General features: G+C 58.1%; 21 protein-coding genes and 3 tRNA genes. 12 read left to right on the top strand and 12 right to left on the bottom strand.

From position 1 onward, the window contains the following. Positions 1-5 precede the first annotated feature (5 nt). The 5 genes from C8N30_RS15170 to C8N30_RS15190 all read right to left on the bottom strand — a co-directional run bounded on the left by C8N30_RS15170 (position 6) and on the right by C8N30_RS15190 (position 7,857). Positions 6-1,415 (bottom strand): amidase, encoded by a 1,410-nt coding sequence (locus tag C8N30_RS15170; RefSeq protein WP_025061945.1) that lies wholly within the window; start codon positions 1,413-1,415, stop codon positions 6-8. A gap of 80 nt (positions 1,416-1,495) precedes the next feature. Next, entirely contained in the window at positions 1,496-2,620 is a 1,125-nt protein-coding gene (prfB, locus tag C8N30_RS15175) for a peptide chain release factor 2 (RefSeq protein ID WP_025061944.1), read from the bottom strand. 100 nt (positions 2,621-2,720) lie between these two features. After that, positions 2,721-5,264 carry a penicillin-binding protein 1A gene (locus tag C8N30_RS15180; protein ID WP_025061943.1) on the bottom strand — a complete coding sequence of 848 codons (2,544 nt, stop codon included), beginning with the start codon at positions 5,262-5,264 and terminating at the stop codon, positions 2,721-2,723. 148 nt (positions 5,265-5,412) lie between these two features. After that, positions 5,413-6,639, bottom strand: coding sequence for an N-acetylmuramoyl-L-alanine amidase (locus tag C8N30_RS15185; RefSeq protein WP_025061942.1), 1,227 nt, complete (start codon positions 6,637-6,639; stop codon positions 5,413-5,415). A gap of 75 nt (positions 6,640-6,714) precedes the next feature. Then, entirely contained in the window at positions 6,715-7,857 is a 1,143-nt protein-coding gene (locus tag C8N30_RS15190) for a pyridoxal phosphate-dependent aminotransferase (protein ID WP_025061941.1), read from the bottom strand. Positions 7,858-7,880: 23 nt separating this feature from the next. On the opposite strand from C8N30_RS15190, the gene C8N30_RS15195 reads away from it, so the two are divergent. The 3 genes from C8N30_RS15195 to C8N30_RS15205 are packed head-to-tail and all read left to right on the top strand — an operon-like array spanning position 7,881 to position 10,798. Beyond that, entirely contained in the window at positions 7,881-9,206 is a 1,326-nt protein-coding gene (locus tag C8N30_RS15195; protein ID WP_025061940.1) for a M48 family metalloprotease, read from the top strand. Between the two features lie 24 nt (positions 9,207-9,230). Further along, positions 9,231-9,974, top strand: coding sequence for a DsbA family protein (locus C8N30_RS15200; RefSeq protein ID WP_025061939.1), 744 nt, complete (start codon positions 9,231-9,233; stop codon positions 9,972-9,974). Then, entirely contained in the window at positions 9,974-10,798 is an 825-nt protein-coding gene (locus tag C8N30_RS15205) for a CE1 family esterase (RefSeq protein WP_025061938.1), read from the top strand. The genes C8N30_RS15200 and C8N30_RS15205 overlap by 1 nt, the downstream gene beginning before the upstream one ends. Before the next feature lie 31 nt (positions 10,799-10,829). Here the strand turns inward: C8N30_RS15205 and C8N30_RS15210 are convergent, their stop codons facing one another. Further along, the gene (locus C8N30_RS15210) at positions 10,830-11,702 is read right to left on the bottom strand and encodes a glycosyltransferase family protein (protein WP_025061937.1); all 873 of its coding nucleotides are present in this window, start codon (positions 11,700-11,702) and stop codon (positions 10,830-10,832) included. A gap of 78 nt (positions 11,703-11,780) precedes the next feature. Here C8N30_RS15210 and C8N30_RS15215 point away from each other — a divergent pair, with 78 nt between their 5' ends. Continuing rightward, positions 11,781-12,584, top strand: a complete 804-nt coding sequence (locus C8N30_RS15215) for a hypothetical protein (RefSeq protein WP_025061936.1) — start codon at positions 11,781-11,783, stop codon at positions 12,582-12,584. A 54-nt stretch (positions 12,585-12,638) separates the two neighbouring features. Here the strand turns inward: C8N30_RS15215 and C8N30_RS15220 are convergent. The 6 genes from C8N30_RS15220 to lon form a co-directional block, all read right to left on the bottom strand. Further along, positions 12,639-12,715, bottom strand: a tRNA-Asp gene (locus C8N30_RS15220). 363 nt (positions 12,716-13,078) lie between these two features. Next, positions 13,079-13,155, bottom strand: a tRNA-Asp gene (locus C8N30_RS15225). 34 nt (positions 13,156-13,189) lie between these two features. Continuing rightward, positions 13,190-13,265: transfer RNA gene (locus C8N30_RS15230), tRNA-Val, on the bottom strand. Between the two features lie 41 nt (positions 13,266-13,306). Beyond that, complete coding sequence (locus tag C8N30_RS15235; protein ID WP_025061935.1) at positions 13,307-13,882, bottom strand: histidine phosphatase family protein; 576 nt, start codon at positions 13,880-13,882, stop codon at positions 13,307-13,309. A 132-nt stretch (positions 13,883-14,014) separates the two neighbouring features. After that, positions 14,015-14,476, bottom strand: a complete 462-nt coding sequence (locus tag C8N30_RS15240) for an HU family DNA-binding protein (RefSeq protein ID WP_232222804.1) — start codon at positions 14,474-14,476, stop codon at positions 14,015-14,017. A gap of 232 nt (positions 14,477-14,708) precedes the next feature. Further along, entirely contained in the window at positions 14,709-17,120 is a 2,412-nt protein-coding gene (lon, locus tag C8N30_RS15245; RefSeq protein ID WP_025061933.1) for an endopeptidase La, read from the bottom strand. Between the two features lie 330 nt (positions 17,121-17,450). On the opposite strand from lon, the gene pcaF reads away from it, so the two are divergent. From pcaF to C8N30_RS15285, 8 genes are read left to right on the top strand one after another with little or no spacing between them, the layout of a single operon-like run. After that, positions 17,451-18,656, top strand: a complete 1,206-nt coding sequence (gene pcaF / locus C8N30_RS15250) for a 3-oxoadipyl-CoA thiolase (protein WP_025061932.1) — start codon at positions 17,451-17,453, stop codon at positions 18,654-18,656. 1 nt (position 18,657) lies between these two features. Continuing rightward, positions 18,658-19,650, top strand: a complete 993-nt coding sequence (gene paaA / locus C8N30_RS15255; protein WP_025061931.1) for a 1,2-phenylacetyl-CoA epoxidase subunit PaaA — start codon at positions 18,658-18,660, stop codon at positions 19,648-19,650. Continuing rightward, positions 19,647-20,006: a 1,2-phenylacetyl-CoA epoxidase subunit PaaB gene (paaB, locus tag C8N30_RS15260; protein ID WP_025061930.1), complete on the top strand. Its 360-nt coding sequence runs from the start codon at positions 19,647-19,649 to the stop codon at positions 20,004-20,006. The genes paaA and paaB overlap by 4 nt, the downstream gene beginning before the upstream one ends. Continuing rightward, positions 20,006-20,764 carry a 1,2-phenylacetyl-CoA epoxidase subunit PaaC gene (gene paaC, locus C8N30_RS15265; RefSeq protein WP_025061929.1) on the top strand — a complete coding sequence of 253 codons (759 nt, stop codon included), beginning with the start codon at positions 20,006-20,008 and terminating at the stop codon, positions 20,762-20,764. The genes paaB and paaC overlap by 1 nt, the downstream gene beginning before the upstream one ends. Then, positions 20,761-21,234, top strand: a complete 474-nt coding sequence (gene paaD, locus C8N30_RS15270; RefSeq protein WP_025061928.1) for a 1,2-phenylacetyl-CoA epoxidase subunit PaaD — start codon at positions 20,761-20,763, stop codon at positions 21,232-21,234. The genes paaC and paaD overlap by 4 nt, the downstream gene beginning before the upstream one ends. Before the next feature lie 9 nt (positions 21,235-21,243). Continuing rightward, positions 21,244-22,311: a 2Fe-2S iron-sulfur cluster-binding protein gene (locus tag C8N30_RS15275; RefSeq protein WP_025061927.1), complete on the top strand. Its 1,068-nt coding sequence runs from the start codon at positions 21,244-21,246 to the stop codon at positions 22,309-22,311. A 4-nt stretch (positions 22,312-22,315) separates the two neighbouring features. Then, entirely contained in the window at positions 22,316-24,367 is a 2,052-nt protein-coding gene (paaZ, locus tag C8N30_RS15280) for a phenylacetic acid degradation bifunctional protein PaaZ (RefSeq protein ID WP_025061926.1), read from the top strand. Then, positions 24,364-25,227 carry an aldose 1-epimerase family protein gene (locus C8N30_RS15285; protein ID WP_025061925.1) on the top strand — a complete coding sequence of 288 codons (864 nt, stop codon included), beginning with the start codon at positions 24,364-24,366 and terminating at the stop codon, positions 25,225-25,227. The genes paaZ and C8N30_RS15285 overlap by 4 nt, the downstream gene beginning before the upstream one ends.

The raw sequence follows: 25,227 nt of genomic DNA on the forward strand, positions 1-25,227 counted from the left end.
TCGCGCTAAAGCGCGGGCGGTCGCTGTGCGGGCCAATCGGTCGCGGCATGCCAGCGCTGCGCAAGACGCAGCAGCAGCGCGTCACTCCCCCGCGGCCCAATGAGCTGAACGCCGGCAGGCAGCCCATTCTCGCCAAAACCGACAGGCACATTTACCACCGGCAGACCGATCAATCCCGCAGGGATCACCACCTGCATCCAGCGGTGGTACGTGTCCATGCTCCGCCCTGCGATCTCCTCCGGATAGGCCCATTCAACATCAAAGGGCCACAGCTGCGCTGAGGGCAACACCAACACATCCAAGCTCTGGAACATCCGCGTCACCTTGCGGAACCAATCCGAGCGGGTTTGGCTGGCGCGCTGTACCGTCTGCGCAGACATGGCCAAACCGCGCTCTATCTCCCACAGTGCGGAAGGTTTAAGAAATCCGCGTTTATCTTCATCCGCGTACAATGCCCCAAGGCCCGCCGTCACTGCGAATGACCGAAGATCGCACCATGAATCCCACATGGCATCCGCATCAAAGGGTGCGGGAAGTACGTCGACCTTGTGGCCCAGCCCCTCCATCGTGGTCATGGCGGCCTGTGATATTTCCGCGATCCCGCTCTCATAGGCAAATGCCCCGTCCCAATCGCCCAACCACCCCAACCGCAGGCTCTTTGGTGCAACATCAATGCCTGCCAGTGTCTTGGCGCTGTCGCGGCTCAGCGGTTGGCGCGGATCGGCCCCTGTCATCACATCCAGCAATGCCGCCAAGTCCGCTGGACTGCGCGCCATAGGTCCAGAAGTCGACAACTGGTGCATAAACATGTCGCCCATAGGCTCCGCAGGGATGGTCCCCCATGTCGGGCGCATGCCGTAGACGTTGTTCCATCCCGCAGGGTTGCGCAGGCTGCCCATCATGTCAGAGCCGTCTGCAATGCTGAGCATACCAGTCGCCAGCGCCGCGGCCGCCCCGCCGGACGAACCACCGGAGGATTTCGCCAAATCATAGGGATTGCGCGTGGCACCGTGCACCGGATTGAACGTGTGTGAGCCAAGGCCGAATTCAGGCGTGTTGGTCTTTCCGATGATCAGAGCACCGGCTGCACGCAGACGCGCGACCATCAGATCATCTGCCTCCGCTGTCTGTCCTGCAAAAAGAGGCGATCCCATCGAAGTGGGCAGCCCTGCCGCATTGGCCAAATCCTTTATCGCGATCGGCAGTCCGTGCATCCAGCCATGGCGCGGTGAATTGTCTGCCGCACGCGCCTCGTCGCGCAAACGGTCGCCGTCACGGAGGCTCACGATGGCGTTCACCTTCGGGTTCACCGCTTCAATTCGCGCCAGCGTGGCATCCATCAGCTCAAGGCACGAAACCGCACCCGATTCCAGCGCGGCCGATTGCGCCAGCGCATCCATCTTTAAAATATCCATGGGGCTACTATGACTACGCATTTTGCGCCGAAGCAACATGATTGCGCAGCCTGACCCTGCCAAATAATCCGCCTGCTAAATTACTCGCCCTGCGCCTGAGCGCGGCTTTTCCCCGACACCGCCAGCGCCAGCGTTGCCCCCATCAGCCCGTCCAGATCCCCGTCGAGCACGCCTTTGGTATCGGAAGTCTCGTAGCTGGTGCGCAGGTCCTTGACCATCTGGTAGGGCTGCAGAACGTAACTACGGATCTGGTTGCCCCAGCCGGCATCGCCCGCGTTCTCGTGCACCTCGTTGACAAGGGCGGAGCGTTTATCAAGCTCCATCTGGTAGAGACGGGATTTCAACGCCTTCATCGCGATGTCACGGTTCTGGTGCTGGGATTTTTCCGAGGAGGTAACGACAATACCAGTGGGGTGGTGTGTAATGCGCACCGCAGAATCGGTCGTGTTTACGTGCTGGCCGCCCGCGCCGGAACTGCGGTAAGTGTCGATGCGGATGTCGGACTGGTTCACCTCGATCTCGATGTTGTCATCCACGACCGGATAGACCTTGACCGAAGTGAACGAGGTGTGCCGCTTGGCCGCGCTATCAAATGGCGAAATCCGCACCAAACGGTGCACGCCGGATTCTGACTTCAACCACCCGTAGGCATTATGGCCGCTGATCTTGTAGGATGCAGATTTGATGCCCGCCTCCTCGCCCGCGCTCTCGGACTGCAGCTCCACCGAGTATCCTTTTTTCTCCGCCCAACGGACATACATCCGCGCCAGCATGCTGGCCCAATCGCACGATTCAGTTCCACCCGCACCCGAGTTGATCTCGAGGAACGTGTCATTGGCATCCGCTTCGCCGTCCAGTAGCGCCTCAAGCTCTTTTTGCGCAGCAGTCTTGGCGAGCTTCATGAGTGCGGCTTCCGCCTCGGCCACCACTTCAGTGTCCTCCTCCATCTCCCCCAGTTCGATCAGGTCGATGTTATCCTGCAAGTCGGTCTTGATACCGTCATGGGTGGCCATCGCATCGACCAGCGCCTGACGGTCACGCATCAGCTTTTGCGCAGCCTCGGGATCATCCCATAGTGTGGGGTCCTCGACGCGGGCGTTGAACTCCTCAAGGCGGTAGGGTGCTGTTTCCACGTTGAGACGCTGGGCCAGAAGGTCCACAGATTTGCGGATCCTGTCGACGGTGTTTTGTACTTCTGCGCGCATGTTCGGTCCTGACATAAAAGAGCGGCCCCCGCATCAGCAAGGGGCCGCCTGTGTGATAAACCAGCGCCCGTAGACAGGCAAGCCGGCGAGGCGCTACCGGTTAGTACAAACCGCCGCCGATGACGTTTCCGATGGTGGCTTTCTTGCCGACAACCGCTTTTTCGCCGGTCGATGTCGTCACCTCACGAACGGCACTGCCACCTACTTCCTCTACCAGCGGCAGATCCGCGCCCATAGCGAACCCGCCGTCAAAGGTAATGCCGAAGTCGATGATTTCGCCGTCGCGGAAACATTCGGACACAACATTGTTGCCGGATGCGTTTTCACCCAGACGCGCGCCGGTAAAGCGGTCGATGTTGATAAACACGCATCCCTCTGGCACGCGGAATGTACCGCCACCATATTTCTGGACCGCCTTGGACATGAAGCGCTGGAAAACAGGCCCGCACATACCGCCGCCCGAAGCAGAGTTCCCCAAGCTGCGCGGCTGGTCATAGCCGATGTAGCAGCCCGCCACGATGTTCGAAGTAAAACCGACAAACCAGACGTCCTTGGAATCGTTTGTCGTCCCTGTTTTACCAGCCGTTGGTACAGGCAGGTTCACCGAAGAGCGCGCAGTGCCACGGTCGACAACGCCCTTTAACATCGACGTCAGCTGATAGGCAGTAACCGGATCCATCACACGCTCGCGGTTTGAAATGACACGCGGGCTTTGACCCGCAGCAAGTGTGGGCAGGCTGCAATCCTCGCAGATCCGCTTGTCGTGCTTGTAGACGGTGCGTCCGTAACGGTCCTGCACCCTGTCCACCAATGTGGGCGTCACCCGCTCGCCCCCGTTGGCAAACATCGCATAAGCGGCCACCATTTGGTAAAGCGTGGTTTCCTGTGATCCCAGCGCATTGGCCAGCACTGGCGACAGGTTCTCATAAACGCCAAAACGTTCGGCGTAATCGCCCACCACGTTCATACCCACCTCCTGCGCCAGTCGGATGGTCATCAGGTTGCGCGATTGCTCGATACCGGTGCGCAACGGTGTAGGTCCGTAATAGCGGTTCGAGGAGTTTTGCGGGCGCCAGATCCCTTGCGGTGTGTTGATTTCGATCGGGGCATCCACCACGATTGTCGCAGGCGTATATCCACTGTCGAGGGCCGCCGCAAAAACAAAAGGTTTGAAGCTTGAGCCCGGCTGACGCTTTGCCTGTGTGGCACGGTTGAACACGCTCGCCTGATAGGAGAACCCGCCCTGCATGGCGATCACACGGCCTGTATTGACGTCCATGGCGACAAAGCCGCCCTGAACTTCGGGAACCTGCCGCAATGTCCAGCGAATGAACGACCCGTCAGAATCCGTGACCATGCGGCGCACCAGCACCACATCACCCACACTCACCAGATCGCCGCGCGATCCCAGGTTCCCGTCGGACTTGCGCGCACGCGCCCATTCCATGTCCTGCGGAGGAACCCAGTTGTCGCCTTCGGCAGAATCAACACCTTCGATGCCCAGACGGGCGCCCTCCCCGCTTACTTCGAGGACGACAGCGGGGAACCACTGTGTCTCGAGCGTGATATCGCGCGGCACACGCGCCGCAGCCAGCGCGTCGCGCCACGCGCTCTCGCTGGTAAGGACTTCGGGCGCCAGTGTTTTACCTGTGCCACGCCAGACACCCCGACCACGGTCGAATGCTTCGAGTTCGCGGCGCAATGCATCGGCTGCGATCGGCTGCATTTCGTTATCGATGGTTGCGCGCACCGACAGGCCACCGGTGAAGAACTCGCCTTCGCCAAAGTCTTCGGACAATTGGCGGCGGATTTCATCGGTGAAATAGTCTCGTGGTGGCAAATCTGCTTTGAAGCTCTCGAAATCACCATTCTGCACTGACAGCAGCGGCTTATTACGTTCTTGCTCATAGACCGCTTCGGTTATGTATCCGTTTTCTTTCATCTCGCGCAGAACAAAATTCCGTCGCGCCAGCAGGCGCTCTTTACGGCGCACAGGGTGAAAATCAGACGGTGCTTTTGGCAAGCTGGCCAATGTCGCGGCTTCGTGCGGAGCAAGATCGCTCAGGTTTTTGTTAAAGTAGGTCTGACTGGCCGCTGCCACCCCATAGGAATTTTGTCCGAGGAAAATCTCGTTGAGATAAAGTTCTAGGATCTTTTCCTTGTCCAGCGCCTGCTCAACGCGGGCGGCAAGGATGATCTCTTTCACCTTACGCTCTGCCTGACGATCCCCCGACAACAAGAAGTTTTTCATAACCTGCTGGGTAATTGTAGAGGCCCCGCGCACGTCCTGACCGCGCGTGCGCACGGCGTCAAACGCCGCAGCACCAATACCGCGCAGGTCATAGCCGTCATGGTCGTAAAAGTTCTTGTCCTCGGCCGAGATAAACGCCTGTTTCACCAAATCGGGAATTGTATTGGCCGGTGCAAACAGGCGTCGTTCCTTGGCGAATTCGTCGATCAAACGACCCTGCCCCGAATAGATCCGGCTGATCGTCGGTGGCGTATAGGATGCAAGGGATTCGTGGCTGGGCAGATCCCGCCCGTACATCCAGAAAATCGCGCCGATGGTGAGCGCAACCATGGCTACAGACATGGTAATGGTGGTAAAAATACCCCCTAAGAACGACAGGATAAACCTAAACACGCAGCAACGCTCCTTAACCAACCGTAGGATTAGCTGCGTCTATACGCGCAAACATCCCTATCGTCAAAAGGGATGGCCCATAAAGTATTGGGAAAAAGGGCGAAACACCGCTTAATCAACGCACGCCCGCACGGGGCAACAGAATGCCTTATTGCCTCACCAGACCTGCGCGTGCCGCATCCTCGTCACGCCATGCCAAAACCGCGCGCGCCATTCCTTCGGCCATGCCGCGCCGCCAGACAGGATCGCCAAGGTTTGCCAGATCGCGCTTGGAACTAAGAAACCCGATTTCCACCAGCACCGAAGGGATATCAGCGGATTTGAGAACCGAAAAACCCGCCTCGCGCAGGGGGCGGTTGTTCATTGGCCCCCCCACTGCCGCCATACCCTCGGCCAAGGTCATTGCCAACGCGGCCGACCGCGGCTCCGTCTCCTGCCGCGCCAGATCAAGCAAAACCTGCGCCACCTGATCATCCGAACCGGTCAGATCAGCGCCCGCAATGATATCCGACCGGTTGTGCCGCGCAGCCAGATGCTCGGTTGCGGCATCGCTTGCCTCGCCAGACAGGGTGTAAACAGTGGCTCCGTTTGCGCCACCCTGCTGCAAGCTATCCGCGTGCAGAGAAATGAACAGGTCCGCCTCGACCTGATGAGCAATCGCCACGCGAGTCTCGAGCGAGACGAAAACGTCACTCTCGCGGGTCAGGACTACATCGACACCGCGCCTGCGCAGCGCCTCGGCCATCGTCTGGGCAAAATTCAGCATGAGGACTTTTTCGTTGACCTCGTCTGTTTCGGCACCGGGGTCAATTCCGCCATGCCCCGGGTCAAGCACTACGACAAACCGATCTGCGTCGGGCCGTGCGAGCGGCGGAGCGGCAAGAAATGCTGGCGTCCACGCCGGATCGCGCGGCGCACCGGCAGCAGCGGCAAACTCCTCGGCAGTGGCAGCTTTGAGTGTGATCTCAAGCATCGCTCGGCCAGTGTCCGGATCTACCGGCATCCCGATCTCGCGGGGGACCATCGGCTCTGCCAGATCCGCCACCAGTCGGGACCACCCTGCCTGAAAGGCACCAAACCGGACCGCGCTGATCCGTCCCTTCGCCGCCTCGTCGGAGCCGAGCAGATCGGCCGCCTTCAGACCACTGAAATCAACTTCGCGGAAATCCACAACCAAGCGTGCAGGTGCATCAAGAATGAAAACGCGGTACGGCACGCCCTGACTGAGGGCGAGCGTAATATCCGTGCGTCCCCACCAGCCATCCAACACTTTACTGGCCGCGGGATCGACCCGTGCCAGTGCCGTCAACTCTTGAGCCGATACCTGCACGCACGTAAATAACCCAATGATAACGCTAAGTATTAGTTGCTTCATAGCCGCTCCCGCCGCCCGGATCCGGACGGTATTTTGGCGCAGCGTACCAGATCAACGGCGCAGCGGTCCAGCAGATCAGCGGGCATTCATAAACGCGGCCAAGCGCACAAGCCCCTCGCGTATATCGTCGCTACTGCGGGCATAAGAAAACCGTAACGTTGTATGGCCGCGCAAAGGATCAAAATCGAGGCCAGGCGTCACGGCTACCCCAGCCTTTTCCAAAATTTCCGCCGCCAAGGCACGGCTGTCATGTGTGATCGCGCTCACGTCGGCATAAACGTAAAAGCCCCCGTCAGGCGGCGCGATTCTGTCAAACCCCGCCTGTGGTAATCCCTCTAGCATGAGCGCGCGATTGATGCGGTAGACGTCCATGTTCGCTTCCAGAGTGTCCCCGCATTCCATGGCAGCAAGCGCTGCAACCTGAGAGGCATGAGGGGCGCAGATAAACATGTTTTGTGCAATCCGCTCGACCACACGGACCTGATCGTCCGGCACAACCATCCAGCCCACCCGCCAGCCTGTCATGCTGAAATATTTGGAAAAGCTGTTGATGACATAGCATTCATCGGTGATTTCGAGGGCAGTCACCGCTTTTTTCTCGTATTCGATCCCATGATAAATCTCGTCGGAGATAAACGAGGCACCGGTTCCGTGGCACGCATCAATGAGCGCCGACATGGCTGAACGGTCCAGCATGGTTCCAGTCGGGTTCGCGGGCGAGGCAACCATAAGACCGCGCAAATCCATATTCGCAAAATCCGCAGGAACGGGCTGAAAGCGGTTTTCCGCCGCTGTAGGCAGGTCCACGGGTACCATCCCCAAAGCGCCCAGGATCTGGCGGTAGCTGGGATAGCCCGGTGCGCCGATGCCAACACGGTCACCGCTGTCGAACAGAGCCGTAAACGCCAGCAAAAAGCCCGCCGAAGACCCCGAAGTGATGACTACCCGCGATGGATCGAGATCCACATTATACCACTCCGCATACATCTTCGCGATGCGCGCACGTAGCGCCGGTAGACCAAGCGCAACAGTATAGCCAAGCGGCCCCTCGGCCATCGCCGCACTTAACGCACGGGTAGCAGGTTCTGGGACACCTGTGCCGGGTTGGCCTACTTCCATGTGGATAATATGCCTGCCCGCCGCCTCCGCACGCGCAGCTGCCTGCATGACATCCATCACAATAAAGGGATCAACTTCGGATCGCCTTGAATTCCGCATCGGCTCGCTCCTAAACTGGTGTTATGCGGTTTCACCTGATCAAACATCTGTCGTCAATAGCAGCACTGCTTCTTGCAGTGATGATTGCCATGCCTGCCCATGCGATCAGCCTGTTGCGCGATCCCGACCTCGAATATGCCCTCAAACAGATCGCGACACCTGTTTTACAAGCCGCAGGATTAAACCCCTCGCGGGTAAAGGTGCTGCTGGTCGACGACAACACGCTCAATGCTTTTGTCGTAAGCAATAATGCAATATTCTTGCACTATGGCCTTGTAAACAAGCTGGAAAACGCTGCAATGCTGCAAGGGGTAATCGCCCATGAGGCTGCGCATATTGTAAACGGGCATATTACCCGCCGCCTGACCAATCTGGCCAATTCGCGCACTATTTCAGGGCTGGGGCTGGCTCTCGCTGCAGCTGCTGCGGCATCTGGTCAGGGACGGGCCGCTGGCGGTATCGCGCTCGGGGCGGCCAGCTCGGCGCGCGGGGCCTTTCTGGGCCACACGCGGGAGGAGGAATCCTCCGCCGATCAATCCGCCGTACGTTTTATGAAATCGGGCGGTGTCTCACCACAAGGATTGCTCGAGACACTCGAGATATTTGCTGGACAAGAGGCGCTGAGCGTGGGCCGTCAGGATCCATACATGCGATCCCACCCGCTGAGCCGTGACCGCGTGCGCGCTGTTGCCGGCGCTGTTGCGAGCTATGGCACCCTACCCTCCAATCCGACTGCCGACTACTGGTTCGCCCGCCTTCAGGGCAAAATTACCGCATACACCCGCGCCCCAAGCTGGACACTGCGCCGCCTCGGGTCCGAGCCTTACGCAGACGTCCGCCTGTTGCGTCAGGCCATTGCAGAGCATCGCAACTCACGCACCAAGAACGCCCTTGCCGCGATTGATCAGGCCATTGCCTCACGCCCGAGCGATCCGTTTTTTCGGGCACAAAAGGGCGATATCCTGCTGGAGACGCGTAATTTTTCCGCTGCCGTGCAAACCTATGCGGCGGCAGTCGGGCTTGCGCCCAATGATCCGCTGGTTCTGTCAGGCTATGGGCGTGCACTGCTGGCCACCGGCCAAAATGCTGCTGCACGCGACACGCTGGAAAAATCGCGGCGTCAAGATTTCCGCGACGGCTCTATGCTGCGCGATCTGGCCACTGCTTATGCCAAAACAGGCGAGACAGGCATGGCCGCCCTTATCACCGCCGAGCGCTTCGCCCTTTCGGGGCGGCTTGAAGATGCCGGTATTCACGCAAAACGCGCCTCGGGCCTGCTCGACACTGGGTCCGGCCCTTGGCAGCGGGCGCAGGATGTGTTGATTGCATCCGAACGCGCCGCCAAATGATGCCTCCAAAACGAGAGTAAAACCATGAAACATCTCATAGCAACCACTGCCCTATTGGGCACCCTCGCCTCCGCAGGCTTTGCGCAGGACCTCACACCTATGAGCGATGAAGAACGCGCATTGTTCCGTGCCGAGGTTCGCGCCTATCTGTTCGAAAATCCCGAAGTCATCATGCAGGCTGTTGAAATCCTGCAAAACCGTGAGGCCGAGACGCAAGCACAGGCCGATATCGATCTGGTCGCCAGCAATTCCGAGGCGATCTTTAACGACGGTTATTCATGGGTTGGTGGAAATCCCGAAGGTGACATCGTTCTTGTAGAATTTCTTGATTACCGCTGCGGCTATTGCAAAAAGGCCCACAGCGAGGTGGCAGAACTTCTCGAGACGGATGGCAACATCAAATTGATCGTGAAAGAGCTGCCCATTCTGGGCGACGCCTCTGTCCTCGCCTCCCGCTTTGCAATCGCGGTAAAACAGGTTGCGGGGGGCGACAGCTATAAGGCGGTCGGCGACGCGCTGATGAGTTTCAAAGGCGATGTCACACTTCCCGCACTCCAGCGTCTTGGAAGCACCTTCGGACTGGACATGGAAGCCATTGAGGCACGAATGAACAGCGACGAGGTTACGGCCGAAATCACAGCCACCCGCGCGCTGGCAGGTATTTTAGCAATCTCTGGCACACCTACATTCGTGATGCACGATGAGCTGGTGCGCGGCTATTTGCCCCTTGAGCAGATGCAGGCGGTCGTCGCAGATAAGCGCGGCTGATGCGGTTTTTGTCAGCAGCAGTGATTGCACTGCTGCTGACGCTGTGCCCTGCGGTATCCGGTGCCGCACCTGCAACGCGTGTCACGGACGGGCGGATAACGTCTTTGCCTGCTCCACTGGTGGTTGTGCTTCACGGCTTTACCGCCTCCGGTCCCGCAATACAGCGCAAAACCAATTTTGACGCCCTCGCACGGGCGAACGGGTTTATCGTGGCCTACCCTTCGGGGCCGCGGCGACGTTGGGACGACCGCAGCGCGGCATCGGCAGATGTCAAAACCCTTTCGGCGCTGATTGCGAGTCTGATCGCGGAGGGTCGCGCCGATCCGGGGCGTATTTATCTGGCGGGCCACTCAAACGGCGGCGGTATGGCAATGCGCATGGCCTGTGCACGCCCCGATCTGATCCGCGCCATTGCAGTCGTTGCTATGAATGCACCCACCTCTCCACACTGCGCTGGTCCTCCTCCTATTATGGCGGCACTTTTCATTCACGGCACCGAGGACCCAATTGTTCCTGCACAGGGCCTCTCCGGCACTCGCCGGCACGCAGGGGTCCTGACGGTGGAACAGACGCTGTCCGACTGGGCCGAGCGCAACCGTTGCGCGGGTCCGGTAACATCGCAGACGTTCAACCAGACAGGCGGCGCCACTAAGGCGATATTGCAAAGTTACCAGCGGTGCGCAGAACCCTTGTTGCACATCATTCTTACAGGGCATGGCCATGAATGGCCCGGCGCAGGCCCCCGCGCCACATGGATTCAAGGACCGGCCAGCCGCGAACTGGACGCCGCGGCTGCAATCTGGGGTTTCTTTGCCCCGTTGTAGAGCACGCAAAATCTTTCGGTTGGACCTCTAGTCAAATCAGCCCGACGAACCGGTCAGGCAGCCGGTACTGGGTGTCATAGTCAGGCCGCTTGAATTCATAAAACCCCGTCTCGCCCCGCGCCTTGAACGAGCGTTGCATGCGTTGCCGCATAAAGCCCAGATCAAACCCCTCTTCGAGTTTCAGCGCGGTAAATCCTTCGAAAATCGCACGGTCCTCGCCGCGCTCGGCACCAAACCAGTGCCGCCCGATCGCCGTGCTTTGTATATCGGCGCCGATGTCTTTTGTGATCGCGTTGCGCCTGTCCATCGCCCCTGTGTATTGCGCCGCATCGCAAAATTTCAGGTGCAGCAGGTACAGATGCTCGGGGGTGTGCAGTTTTGGGTATTGCGCGAAATGGCCACCGCGCGAAATCTTGGAGGCCGCCGAGACTACGCAGGGCTTAGAATAATGCGGCGCAGGGCGCACATAACGGCGCGGCCCCAGTATCCGGTCTGTAATTGGCTCGTGCTCCAGATCGATGCGGTGGATTACCTCAAGGCCCAGCGGCGTGAGCACACGCTTTTCAGGCACCTGCTCTAGAAACTGGATCAGGTTCATCCCTGCCAGAGGATCCACAACCACTAACTCGTCCACATCGCCAACGACGACCTGTTTGTAATATTTGCGCAAGCCGCCCACCAGATTATTGAGCAACCCCCAGCGCTTGATATCAAAGTTCTTGTGCGGATCACCGGGGATGCCGATGACATTGCATCCCTGTGCCAGTTCGGCCACCTCGGCCCCGTAACCGTGATTGATGACGTAGCAGTTCTGCCGCCCGAACATTTCGCCGTAATGGGCCAGCCATGCGCGCAGAAAAAACGCATCATCACGCACCATCGTAACTGCTGCTGCTGTTTGCATGCCGCTTCCTTCTTTCCATTCCGCACCGAAGTGATCACACTGCGCCGTGCCCGACCACTAAGCCGCGAGAGACCCCGAATGACAATGGCCCACGCCCCTGACGCCCCAGATTTTGAAGCGGTTGCGGCGCAAATAGCGCCAGATATGGCGCGCACCGGCTGGCATATGCACCACGCAACATCTGCACAGGTGGATCGATTTCAGGTGCTGGGAGAGCGGGGCTGTGGCACGAATGTCATCCGAAAAGTCGTGCACGAATCTCTGCGCATTCGCAAAACAGAGGCCTTGGGTTGGAAGCATGGCTTTCCCCAAATGATCGCCCTCCCGCCTACCTTCCTCACCATAATAGCGGTGCGCAATCCGCGCAGTTGGGCCCATTCGCTTTATAAACGGCCATGGCATGCGGTGGATTCGGTTCAGGCACTCGGTTTTTCCGATTTTCTGCGCAGTCCGTGGCATGCGTATGTGGACAAGCTCGGGCACTTTGACAATATCGCGCCGCGTCTTGCCCCGCATAACCAACCGCTGCAATGGGACAGGCACCCCATAACCGGTGCGGCATTTCCAAACATATTTGCCATGCGCAACCTCAAACACCGCGCGTTGATGGGCATGCCCACCCGTGGTGCATCATGTGTGTTTGTCTCGCTTGATGCGTTCAACGCGGCCCCACAGGCGTTTCTAGCCGATCTGGCAAAGACCTTCGCGCTTGCCCCGACCGAACGCGGATATGCGCCCGTGGCGCGGCGCATGGGCAACCGGTTTACCCCCGTTGTTTCCGACCGCGCGCCCGCGCCTGAAACATGGATGGAGGCAGATCTCGAATGGATGAAAAGCCAACTTGATCCGGCAACAGAGACGGCACTTGGGTTCGCGGTATAAGAGGTCCTGAAATGCAAAAAGGCCTCCCCGAGGGGAGACCTTTTAAAGCAGCAGTGGCGCGGTTGACGGGGCTCGAACCCGCGACCCTCGGCGTGACAGGCCGATACTCTAACCAACTGAGCTACAACCGCTTGCTGCATCCTCAGGGCGTTGACCCCGAAGTGTCTTCGCGGAATAAGCGACAGGGTGGATAGCGTCAAGGCATTAGTTTGCGCAATTCCGCCTTTCTTTGATAACCGGTGATCTGAAGTATCTTCCGCGTCCTATCGGGCGCTTGATGCGTACCATCGGGGCCTTTGGCACAAACGGACCGCCGCCTGCTCTGCCCCTTTCTGCGAGATGGTCAAATCAGAAGTATACCCAAAGCATCGCCCCCTTTGATCCAAAGGGATTCGCCCAAAAACGCCAGCACGATTCGAACAATACTCACATGGAAGATAAATTACCGACCAGTATGAGCATATTGTCGAACTAATGATCGAGAGGGGATAAAGTGGCGCGGTTGACGGGGCTCGAACCCGCGACCCTCGGCGTGACAGGCCGATACTCTAACCAGCTGAGCTACAACCGCGCAATAGAGTGCCTCCCTTTAGAAGGGAGGTGAATGGTGGGTCGTGACGGGCTCGAACCGCCGACATCTTCGGTGTAAACGAAGCGCTCTACCAACTGAGCTAACAACCCTTGTGCGGCGGTTTAGACAATGTATTCCGCCATGGCAAGCCTCATTCGAGACGTTTTTGCATCCTATTTTTCAGATGGAACACAATGCCCTGTCCGCCGCCTATTCCATCAAGACCAGCCACCCCCGCACCCGTGATGATAGATCGCAACATTCTTGATGTAATTCCATGAGTTACCAGAACCGAAGGCTGTGTAAGCGAGGCCAAAAATTCCGTGCAACGTTGTTCAAGAGCGGCAAATCCCTCGCCGCCGGGTGCATTTTCATAGAGCTCCAGCGCCCCGTCGGGGCCGTCATGGAAGGCATCTGCGCCGGGTAACTCTCGGCGGATTTTGCCCGCCCACTCACCCACACCGATTTCACGCAGCCGGTCATCCGTGCGCAGATGGGTGACCTGACGCGCAAGGGCTATCGCTGCCGTTTCGAAAGCGCGACCTTGCGGACTTGTCAGGATATCGAATCCCTCCAGGTTACAGCTGGCCAATATCGTCGCCTGCCGCTCTGCCTGAAGACGACCGGCGGGCGTCAGCGCTGAGTTAAGCGCGCCCTGCATTCGGCCTTCTGCATTCCACGCCGTCTCACCATGGCGCAGGATATAAAGCTCTGGGAAGGAAGTCATACGCAAACTTTCAAAGGGATAGGCCGCGATGTGTCGCGGTGAAATGCTCTACTGGCCGGATCAGAACCCCCCTCCGGCCGGCAGCACCATCAGGCAAAGGCTCCATTCTAACAGACGCCCTGCAATCAATGTCTAAACAGGTTTTTTAGCTGGCTGTTTAACTGGTTTTGGCGGTGCTACCGGAGCCGCAGCAGCCGCATTCATCTGTGCCGACTTCTGCCGCAGCTTAAGGACAAGCGCGCGGCCATCCGGTAACTCCTTGGCCCGCTGTACCTTCAACTTGCCAAGAGGTTGCAGGTTCAATTCGCGTTGCTCGGCCAGCACATCGCCCAGCACGCCCAGCATCGCTTCGACTACCGGTTTAACGTCTTTCTTCTTCATGCCAGAGCGTGCAACTACAAGATCAAACAACTCTTTTTTCTTCAACTCTTCACTCACCACCACCGGTGAGAGCTTCTCAACCACAGAGGGGGTTGTTGCAGCTGCAGACGGCACGCCTGTGGTGTCTACTTTTGTCATTACTTCCGCGACAGGTGCGGCAACCGTCGTCTTTAGAGTGCCAGTTTTTGGTGGAGTTTTCGATGAAGTAGACATTTTTTTCCTGCTCTGTTGCTCTAATAAAGGCGGTTTTCTTTTACTCTAGATCATAAAATGCAGTAAATCCATATATGCTTGGGGCACCTCGCGCCGCCTTTATTGGTCGCTGTCCTGCAATATCCGCGTGGTAGGCCAGCGTTCTTAATTGTCCCGATCGCTCAAAACAAAAACACCCCGCATAAACTGCGGGGTGTTTTGTTGTTAATTTAAGGGCTTTCGCGCCACTCTATTAATGCGTTGTGGCAGCCCCACCAGCGCCGGTTTTTGCAGCCAGTGCCGCCGCCGCGGCTGCTTCTTCTGCGGCCTCGTCCCATTCGACCGCTACCGGACGACGTACCAGTGCATGCTCGAGCACTTCGGACACATGGCTCACGGGTATGATCGTCAGCCCCGCTTTGACGTTGTCAGGAATATCAGGCAGGTCCTTTTCATTCTCTTGTGGAATGAGCACGGTTTTGATCCCACCGCGCAACGCTGCCAGCAGCTTCTCCTTCAATCCGCCAATCGGCATTGCGTTCCCGCGCAAGGAGACCTCACCGGTCATCGCAATATCCTTGCGCACCGGAATTTTGGTCAACACCGATACAATGGAGGTCACCATCGCAAGACCCGCACTCGGGCCGTCCTTCGGGGTCGCACCATCCGGCACGTGCACGTGGATATCAATCGTGTCGAACACGGGCGGCTTTACGCCAATCTGCGGACTGATCGAACGCACATAAGAGCTCGCGGCGTCGATGGACTCCTTCATCACATCACCTAGTTTACCGGTCGTCTTCATACGGCCCTTACCGGGCAGGCGCAGCGCCTCGATGTGCAACAGCTCCCCCCCGACAGAGGTGTAGGCAAGGCCGGTCACAACACCAATCTGGTCCTCTTTTTCGGCCAGACCATAGCGATGCTTTTGCACGCCCAAAAACTCGTCGAGGTTGTCACCGGTGACGGTCACGCTATCAACTTCTTTGCGCACGATCTTCGTCAGCGATTTCCGCGCGACCTTGGCGATTTCGCGCTCAAGATTCCGCACACCCGCCTCACGCGTGTAGTAGCGGATCATGCCGGTCAGCGCCGAATCCTCGATCTTAAACTCTTTGGCTTTCAGGCCGTGGTTCTTGATCTGCTTGGCCACCAGATGCTGCTTGGCAATCTCGCGCTTTTCGTCCTCGGTATAACCCGAGAGCGGGATGATCTCCATGCGATCAAGAAGCGGGCCGGGCATGTTATAGCTGTTGGACGTGGTCAGGAACATCACGTTCGAGAGGTCATATTCAACCTCGAGATAGTGATCCACGAATGTCGAGTTTTGTTCCGGATCCAACACCTCGAGCATTGCCGATGCAGGGTCACCACGGAAATCCTGACCCATCTTGTCAATCTCGTCGAGCAATATGAGAGGGTTTGTGGTCTTCGCCTTTTTTAACGCTTGAATGATCTTGCCAGGCATCGAGCCGATATAGGTCCGGCGGTGGCCCCTGATCTCGGATTCGTCGCGCACACCACCAAGGGAAATGCGGATGAATTCGCGACCTGTCGCTTTCGCCACAGATTTACCGAGTGAGGTTTTACCGACACCTGGAGGTCCTACAAGGCACATGATCGGGCCTTTGAGTTTTTGGCTGCGCTGCTGCACGGCGAGGTATTCGACGATGCGCTCTTTAACCTTGTCGAGACCGTAATGGTCTGCATCGAGAATGGCTTCTGCCCTGCCCAAATCTTTCTTAACGCGCGACTTTACGCCCCACGGGATTGACAACATCCAGTCAAGATAATTGCGTACAACTGTAGCTTCAGCGCTCATCGGCGACATGTTCTTGAGCTTTTTGATCTCGGAATCCGCTTTTTCACGCGCTTCCTTGCTCAGCTTGGTCTTCGCGATCCGCTCCTCCAGTTCGACAACTTCGTTTTTGCCGTCCTCGCCATCACCCAGCTCGTTCTGAATGGCCTTCATCTGCTCATTCAGATAATATTCGCGCTGGGTCTTCTCCATCTGCGTTTTCACACGGGTTTTGATCTTTTTCTCAACCTGAAGAACGGACAGCTCACCCTGCATCAGGCCATAGACCTTCTCGAGGCGGTCGGACACGCTCAGGGTTTCCAGAAGGTCCTGCTTCTGGGCCACCTCAATTCCGAGATGTCCCGCAACCAGATCGGCAAGGCGCGCAGGGTCAGAGGCGTCTCCAACTGCATTCAGCGCCTCTTCGGGTACATTCTTTTTCACTTTGGCATAGCGCGAGAACTCCTCGGCAACAGTGCGCAAAAGCGCCTCTGTCGTTGCCGCGTCACCGGGCATTTCTGTCAGATATTCCGCACGTGCTTCGAAGAAGCTGTCATTTTCGAGATATTCGGTGATGCGAACACGCGCCTGTCCTTCGACCAATACCTTGACCGTGCCATCAGGCAGTTTCAGCAACTGCAGCACATTGGCCAGAACGCCGGCTCTGAAAATGCCGTCGCTGTCTGGGTCATCAATGCCGGGTTCAATCTGGCTCGACAGAAGGATCTGCTTGTCATCGGCCATTACTTCTTCGAGGGCGCGAACCGATTTGTCGCGTCCAACAAACAGCGGCACAATCATGTGTGGGAATACAACGATGTCGCGCAGCGGCAGTACGGGATAGCTCGCGTTGAGAGGCTCTTTCATGCTCTTTTCCTTATCTTGGCAAACCGGCTTTTGTCCCTCACGGAGGCAACTTATGGGCCGGTTCCTATGGGTAGGGATTTGTGCACCCTGCCCGCCTGTTTCAATGGGTGCCCGCATTTGTGCGGGTGTTTTCCCTAACATGGCGCGAACCCCCACCCTCGGCAACTGCCGATTGGGAAGTCTTTGTGGGAAATTTAAGAGAGCTGTGCGGATTCATGCAATTACGTTACTCAAACACCAAATCTTACAAACATAATGTAACATAAATCTTGATTGGACAGTATTTGTACGCTACCTTTAGGGTAAGACGACATTATCAGGAGAATACCAATGGCCGACGCTTTTATCTGTGACGCAGTACGCACACCCATCGGACGCTACGGTGGGGCATTGTCGTCTGTGCGCACCGATGATCTGGCCGCAGCGCCGCTTGCGGCGTTGATGGCGCGCAACGCAGGCGTCGACTGGACACGGATTGACGATGTCGTGATGGGCTGCGCCAATCAGGCAGGCGAAGACAACCGCAACGTGGCGCGTATGGCGGCGTTGCTGGCAGGTTTGCCCGTCGATGTGCCGGGTATCACGGTGAACCGTTTGTGTGCCTCGGGCCTTGACGCGGTGGGCGCTGCGGCGCGTGCGATCCGCGCAGGCGATATGGATCTGGCGATCGCAGGTGGCGTTGAGAGTATGAGCCGTGCTCCGTTTGTCATGCCCAAATCCGAGACTGCATTCGGGCGCAATAACGCCGTTTACGATACAACCATCGGCTGGCGCTTTGTGAACCGGAAAATGAAAGAAATGTACGGTGTAGATTCTATGCCGGAAACCGCTGACAATGTAGCGGACGATCACACGGTGAGCCGTGAGGATCAGGACGCCTTCGCCCTGCGCTCGCAGGAGCGGTGGGCGGCGGCCGATGCGGCAGGTGTGTTTGCCGAAGAAATCGTGCCTGTCACCATCCCGCAGCGCAAAGGCGACGCGTTGGTCGTGGACCGTGACGAGCATCCGCGTCCCGATACGAATGCAGCAGGCTTGGCAAAGCTGCGCGGCATCAACGGCGCGGACAAGACGGTGACAGCCGGCAATGCTTCAGGCGTAAATGACGGTGCTGCTGCTATGCTGATCGCCTCCGAGGCGGCGGCGGTGCAGCACGGCCTCAAACCGATGGCACGTGTGGTTGCAATGTGTGCCGCCGGTGTCGCCCCCCGCGTAATGGGCATCGGCCCAATTCCGGCAGCGGAAAAGGTGCTGAAACGTGCAGGTCTCACGATTGACCAGATGGACGTGATCGAGCTGAACGAGGCCTTCGCCTCACAGGGGATTGCGACATTGCGGGCGCTAGGTGTGGCGGATGATGCGCCCCACGTGAACGCAAACGGCGGCGCCATCGCGATCGGTCACCCGCTGGGCATGTCGGGGGCGCGCCTTGTGCTCACCGCTGCCTATCAATTGCAACGGACTAAAGGCCGCTACGCGCTGTGCACCATGTGTGTGGGCGTGGGCCAAGGGGTCGCGCTTATTCTGGAAAGGACCTAAAATGTACGCACAGATGATTCAATCCACCGGCAAGGGCGTTAAATCCCTTGAACAGATGGATCCTGACGAGCGCGCCTTTCAAGAGCGCATCAACGCTGGCGGCAAGATCGAGCCAAAAGACTGGATGCCAGATGGATACCGCAAGAACCTCATCCGGCAAATCGGCCAGCACGCCCATTCAGAAATTGTAGGCCAGCTCCCCGAGGGCAATTGGATCACCCGCGCGCCCACACTGGAGCGTAAGGCGATTTTGCTGGCCAAAGTGCAAGACGAGGCGGGGCATGGCCTCTACCTCTATTGCGCCGCCGAAACGCTTGGCATCACCCGTGACGAGATGTTCGAGGCGCTGCACGAGGGGCGGATGAAATACTCGTCCATTTTCAACTACCCCACCCTGACATGGGCCGATATGGGCGCTGTAGGCTGGCTGGTGGACGGTGCTGCGATCATGAATCAGGTCCCGCTCCAGCGTACGTCCTATGGCCCTTATGCCCGTGCTATGGTACGGATCTGCAAGGAGGAATCCTTTCACCAGCGTCAGGGTTTCGATATCATGATGAAGATGTGCAACGGCACGGATGCACAAAAAAAGATGGCGCAAGATGCGCTCAACCGAATGTGGTTCCCTTCGCTGATGATGTTTGGTCCCTCGGACGAAAATTCGGTCCATTCCGAACAGTCGATGGCTTGGAAGATCAAGATGAACTCCAACGACGAGCTGCGCCAAAAATTCGTCGACCAGACCGCACCGCAGGCCGAATATCTGGGCCTCACTATCCCTGACGAGACGCTGAAGTGGAACGATAAAAAAGGCGGCTACGACTTTGCCGAGCCGGACTGGAACGAATTTTTTGACGTGCTGAAAGGTAATGGCCCCTGTAATCAAGAGCGGTTGCAAACACGCAAAACCGCGTGGGAAGACGGCGCATGGGTGCGTGACGGAATGTTGGCTCACGCCGCGAAAAAGCGTGCAATGAAGGTCGCAGCAGAATGAGCAGCCCCGCCCCCGCTCCTTTCGACAAGACCAAAGCCCCGGACAACGCGGCAAAACGCGTGGAGCCCAAACGTACCGGCGAATGGCCCCTTTTCGAGGTGTTCATCCGCGGGCAGCACGGCCTAAGCCACCGTCACGTAGGCTCGTTGCATGCCCCTGATGCTGAGATGGCGATCAAGAACGCCCGTGACGTCTACACCCGCCGCAACGAGGGTGTGAGCATCTGGGTCGTTGAGGCCGAAGCCATCCACGCCTCCGCCCCCGGTGACAAAGAGGCGCTTTATGACCCGTCGAACGACAAGGTGTACCGCCATCCGACATTTTTTGATGTTCCAGACGAAGTGGGCCATATGTGATGGGCAATGATGCGCTGTTCCAGACCTTGCTGCGGCTGGGGGACAATACGTTGATCCTCGGGCACCGGGTGTCCGAGTGGTGCGGCAAAGCGCCCGTTTTGGAGGAGGATATTGCCCTCGCCAACACTGCGCTGGATTTGATTGGGCAGACGCAAATGTGGCTGGGATATGCCGCAGAAGTCGAGGGTGCAAACCGCAGTGCCGATGATTTGGCGATGTTGCGGGATGTCTGGGACTTCCGCAATATATTGATGGTGGAACGTCCAAATCTGGATTTTGGCCATACGATGATGCGCCAGTTTCTGTTCGATGCCTACCACCATGCGCTTCTGGGCGCCCTCGCCCGATCCACAGATCCGCGCATTGCAGAGATCGCAGCCAAAGCGGTAAAGGAAGCTACATATCACCTTGACCGCTCTGCCGAGACGGTAATCGCATTGGGGGATGGCACGCCCGTGAGCCACGATAAAATGCAAACCGCGCTAAACCTGCTTTGGCCCTATACGGGCGAGATGTTCGAGAGCGATGATACCGATGCGGCGCTGGCCGCTCAGGGAGTAATACCTGATCCTGCCAGCCTTCGCGAGGCGTGGACGGCCACAGTGCAGACAACGATGGCCGAGGCCACACTCGATATACCCGAAGACAGTTTCGCCCATAAAGGCGGGCGCACTGGCAAGCAGCACACCGAGCATCTGGGCCACCTGCTCACGCAGATGCAATGGCTACAACGTGCCTACCCGGATGCCCGCTGGTGAATCCTGCACCCTCAAAACCCGATGTACAAACAGTCTGGGGGTGGCTGGATGATGTTCCCGATCCTGAAATCCCGGTAATCTCGGTCGTTGATCTGGGCATCATCCGCGACGTGCAATGGGTCGGGGACACGCTTGAAGTGGCGATCACACCCACCTATTCAGGCTGTCCCGCGACCAGCATCATCAATCTGGATGTCGATACCGCACTACGCGACCGTGGCCTCACCAACATCCGCCTGCGCCAGCAACTCTCGCCGCCGTGGACGACCGACTGGCTCAGCGCGAAAGGTGCGCGCAAGCTTGAGGAATACGGCATTTCTCCTCCTTCGGCTGCCGGTGGCCCCTCATCATGCCCGCGCTGCAAGTCGGCAGATGTCCAGAAGGTAAGCCAGTTCGGCTCAACCCCTTGCAAGGCCCACTGGCGCTGCCTCAGCTGCCTTGAGCCGTTCGATTATTTCAAATGTATATGAGGGTGCTCAATGGCCCGTTTCCATCCCCTGACCGTCACAGATGTTCATAAGACAATCCGCGATGCGGTTGTTCTAACCCTTGCCACTCCAGAGGGCGCCGATTTCGAATTCATTCAAGGACAATACCTGACGTTCCGCCGTGAGTTCGACGGCCAAGAGCTGCGCCGCAGTTATTCCATCTGCGCAGGCCTTGACGATGGCGCATTACAGGTCGGTATCAAGCGGGTCGAAGGCGGCGCATTTTCGACATGGGCAAACGACGACATCAAAGTCGGAGATACCCTTGAGGCAATGCCGCCGATGGGGAAATTCCATACGGTACTGGAGGCGGATGCCTCGCGCCACTATCTCGGCTTTGCGGGTGGGTCGGGAATTACGCCGGTGCTGTCGATCCTGCGCTCGGTCCTTACCCGTGAGCCGCACTCGCGCTTTACACTGGTTTATGCCAACCGCGCTGTGAGCACGATCATGTTCCGCGCCGAGCTGGAAGATCTCAAAAACACCTATATGGGTCGTGTGAACGTGATCCATGTTCTGGAGGCTGATGCGCAGGACATCGACCTGTTTACAGGGCGCGTAGATTCCGAGAAGTGCGCGCAACTGTTTTCGCGGTGGATCGATATCGGATCGGTTGATACAGCGTTCATTTGCGGACCTGAACCGATGATGCTGGGGATCGCCGCCGCACTGCGCGAACATGGCCTTAGCGACGATCAAATCAAATTCGAGCTGTTCGGCTCCTCTCAGCCTGGACGCGCCAAAAAACAAGCGATTGCGGCGGACGCAGCCCAATCAGGCGCCATGACGCAGGCTACGGTCACCATTGACGGTGCAACCCGCAGCTTTAAAATGCCACGTGGAATAAGCCTGCTCGAAGCGGCACTGGAAAATTCCATGGACGCGCCATTTGCCTGCAAGGCGGGCGTCTGCTCGACCTGCCGCGCCCGCGTGACCGAGGGCGAGGTCGAGATGCTTACCAATCACGCGCTTGAGGATAACGAGGTGGCGGACGGCTTTGTACTGACGTGCCAGTGTTACCCGCTCTCGGATACTGTCCGCTTTGACTACGACCAGTAAGGAAATGCCGATGTTGAACGTATCATCTTATGCCCAAGGCGCGTGGGTCGCCCCTGACAGCGGTGCGCGCGCCATTCCATCGGCCATCACAGGCGAGATCATCGCGACCGCCGGCAACAGTACTCTCGACGTCGCAGGCATGCATGGCTACGCCCGCGAAGTGGGCGGCAGAAATCTGCGCGAACTGACGTTCCACGACCGTGCGCGTATGCTCAAAGCGCTGGCGCTATATCTGAGCGAGCACAAACAGGCGCTCTATGATCTGTCGTATCAGACGGGTGCCACGCAGTCCGACCACGCCTTCGATATTGATGGCGGCATCGGCACGATGTTTGTTTTTGCCTCAAAGGGGCGGCGCGAAATGCCTGATGCCCACATCTATCTTGATGGAGAGCTGGAGCAATTGGGCCGCACAGGCAGCTTTATGGGCCAGCACATCTGCGTGCCGATGCAAGGTGTCGGGATCCATATTAACGCCTATAATTTCCCTGTCTGGGGAATGCTGGAGAAATTTGCGCCTACGTTTCTTGCCGGTGTGCCATCCATCGTGAAACCGGCCACTGCATCGTGCTATGTGACCCACCTGTGCGTCAAGCTGATGCTTGAGAGCGGCATCTTACCAGATGGCGCACTGCAACTCATCTCGGGCGGTGTGGGCGATCTGCTGCTGCACACAGATGCGCAGGATGTAGTCAGCTTCACCGGGTCGGCGCAGACAGCCCTTATGCTGCGGTCAACGCCACACCTTCTCGAAAACTCGGTCAAATTCGTGGCCGAGCAGGACAGCCTGAATGCCTCGGTCCTCGGGGCGGATGCAGCCACCGGCACAGCGGAGTTCGATCTGTTCATCAAAGAGGTCCACCGCGAGATGACCACAAAAGCGGGGCAGAAATGCACCGCCATCCGCCGTATCATGGCACCGCAAGCCAGTGTCGAGGCGGTGATCGACGCCCTGAGCGCACGACTGGCCAAAACCGTTATCGGCGATCCGCGAGATCCCGCCACGCGGATGGGCGCACTCGTGAGCCGTTCGCAGTGCGACGATGTCCTCGAAAAGGCTAAAATACTTGGTACCGAAGCCGAGCGTGTATTTGGCGATCCCAATAACTTTGATGTCCACGGGGCGGACCGTGAAAAAGGTGCTTTTTTGCCGCCGATGCTGTTCCATTGCGCCGACCCTGACGGGGCGCAGCGGTTGCACGACACAGAGGCGTTCGGCCCGGTGAGCACCATCATGCCCTACCGCGATGCCGATCACGCCATTGAACTTTTGAACCGGGGGAAAGGGTCGCTTGTGGCGTCCGTCATCACGCGCGATGGTGCATTGGCACGCAAAATGGTCATGGGTGCTGCGGCATGGCACGGGCGTTTATACTTCAACAATTCCGATTCCATGGCGGAATCAACCGGCCATGGCGCCCCCATGCCCCATATGGTCCACGGCGGTCCGGGCCGTGCGGGCGGCGGCGAGGAGCTGGGCGGAATACGCGGTGTCATGCACTACATGCAGCGCACCGCCATTCAGGGCAGCCCCGATATTCTCACCGCGATCGGTGATCAATGGGTGCCCGGTGCCGCCGAGTATACAGGCGGTCCCCACCCTTTCACCCGCACCTACCATCAATTGCGACTGGGCGAGACGCTTTATACCAAACCGCGCACGGTGACGCTGCAAGACATTGAAACCTTTGCGCATTTCACTGGTGATACATTTTATGGCCATATGGACGAAGACGCCGCAAAGGCCAATCCGTTCTTTCCCGGTCGCGTCGCACACGGCTACCTGTTGCTCAGCTTTGCTGCGGGTCTGTTTGTCCACCCCGATCCCGGACCGGTGCTGGCCAATACCGGCCTTGGCAATCTTGCCTTCATGAAACCTGTCTCGCCGGACGAAGAGATAAAGGTGCGCCTCACGGTCAAGAAAAAGACCCCGCGAACGGCGCAATATGGTCAGGTTCGCTGGCATGTGACAGTGACCAATCAGGACGATGATTTGGTGGCGGAATATGAATTGCTGACAATGAATGCCTATGAGGCGGGTGAAAGCACCGCATGACACTGACGAAGCTCGAAAATGATGCGCTGAGCCTTGCCGTAGCCCCGCTGGGCGCAGAAATGCAATATCTACGCACGGCGGCGGGCGATGATCTACTTTGGCACGGCGACAGTGTTTTTTGGCGTGGGCGTGCACCGATACTTTTTCCAATTGTCGGGCGTGCGGTGAACGATACCGTAGCCGCAGGTTATCACACCGCGCCCATGCCGCAGCACGGCTTTGCGCGTAACAGCACCTTCACGCTGGAGGAACATACCGACACGATGTGCATTCACATCCTCACCGACACAGCCGCCAGCCGCGCCGTCTATCCGTTTGAGTTTGCGCTGCGTGTGAGCCATCGGCTGGTCGGTGAAACCCTGCATGCCAGCGCCACTGTCAGCAACGAGGGGCCTGAACCGATGCCTTTCGGTTTCGGCTTTCATCCAGCGTTTTGCTGGCCTCTGCCCCATGCAGGAGGCGCTGCGCATCATGTCACGCTGCAAGGTGGCGGCAGCCCTGATACCCGCGCTCTGGCGGATGGTTTGCTGCGTCCAGACGCACAGAAGGGTCCGTTTGTGGCAGGTGATCTGGAGGTGGCAGAGCATCTGTTTGCATACGGTGCATTGGTGTTTCCAGATGGATCCGATGCGCTGCGTTACGGCCCGAAAAACGGGCCTTCGCTGTCATTCAAATTTCAGAACCTGCCTGATCTGGCGCTCTGGCGGCCCGTCGGGGCACCGTTTCTATGCATTGAACCATGGCATGGCACCGCATCTTATGTCGGTGACGGCCCGCAGATTGCTCAGCGGCCAAATGCCCTGACCCTCGCACCGGGCGCGCGTGCGAGCTTTGGTTATCAGGTTACTTACGAGGCATGA

It is taken from the genome of Sulfitobacter guttiformis (genome assembly GCF_003610455.1).
Taxonomy (GTDB): Bacteria; Pseudomonadota; Alphaproteobacteria; order Rhodobacterales; family Rhodobacteraceae; genus Sulfitobacter; species Sulfitobacter guttiformis.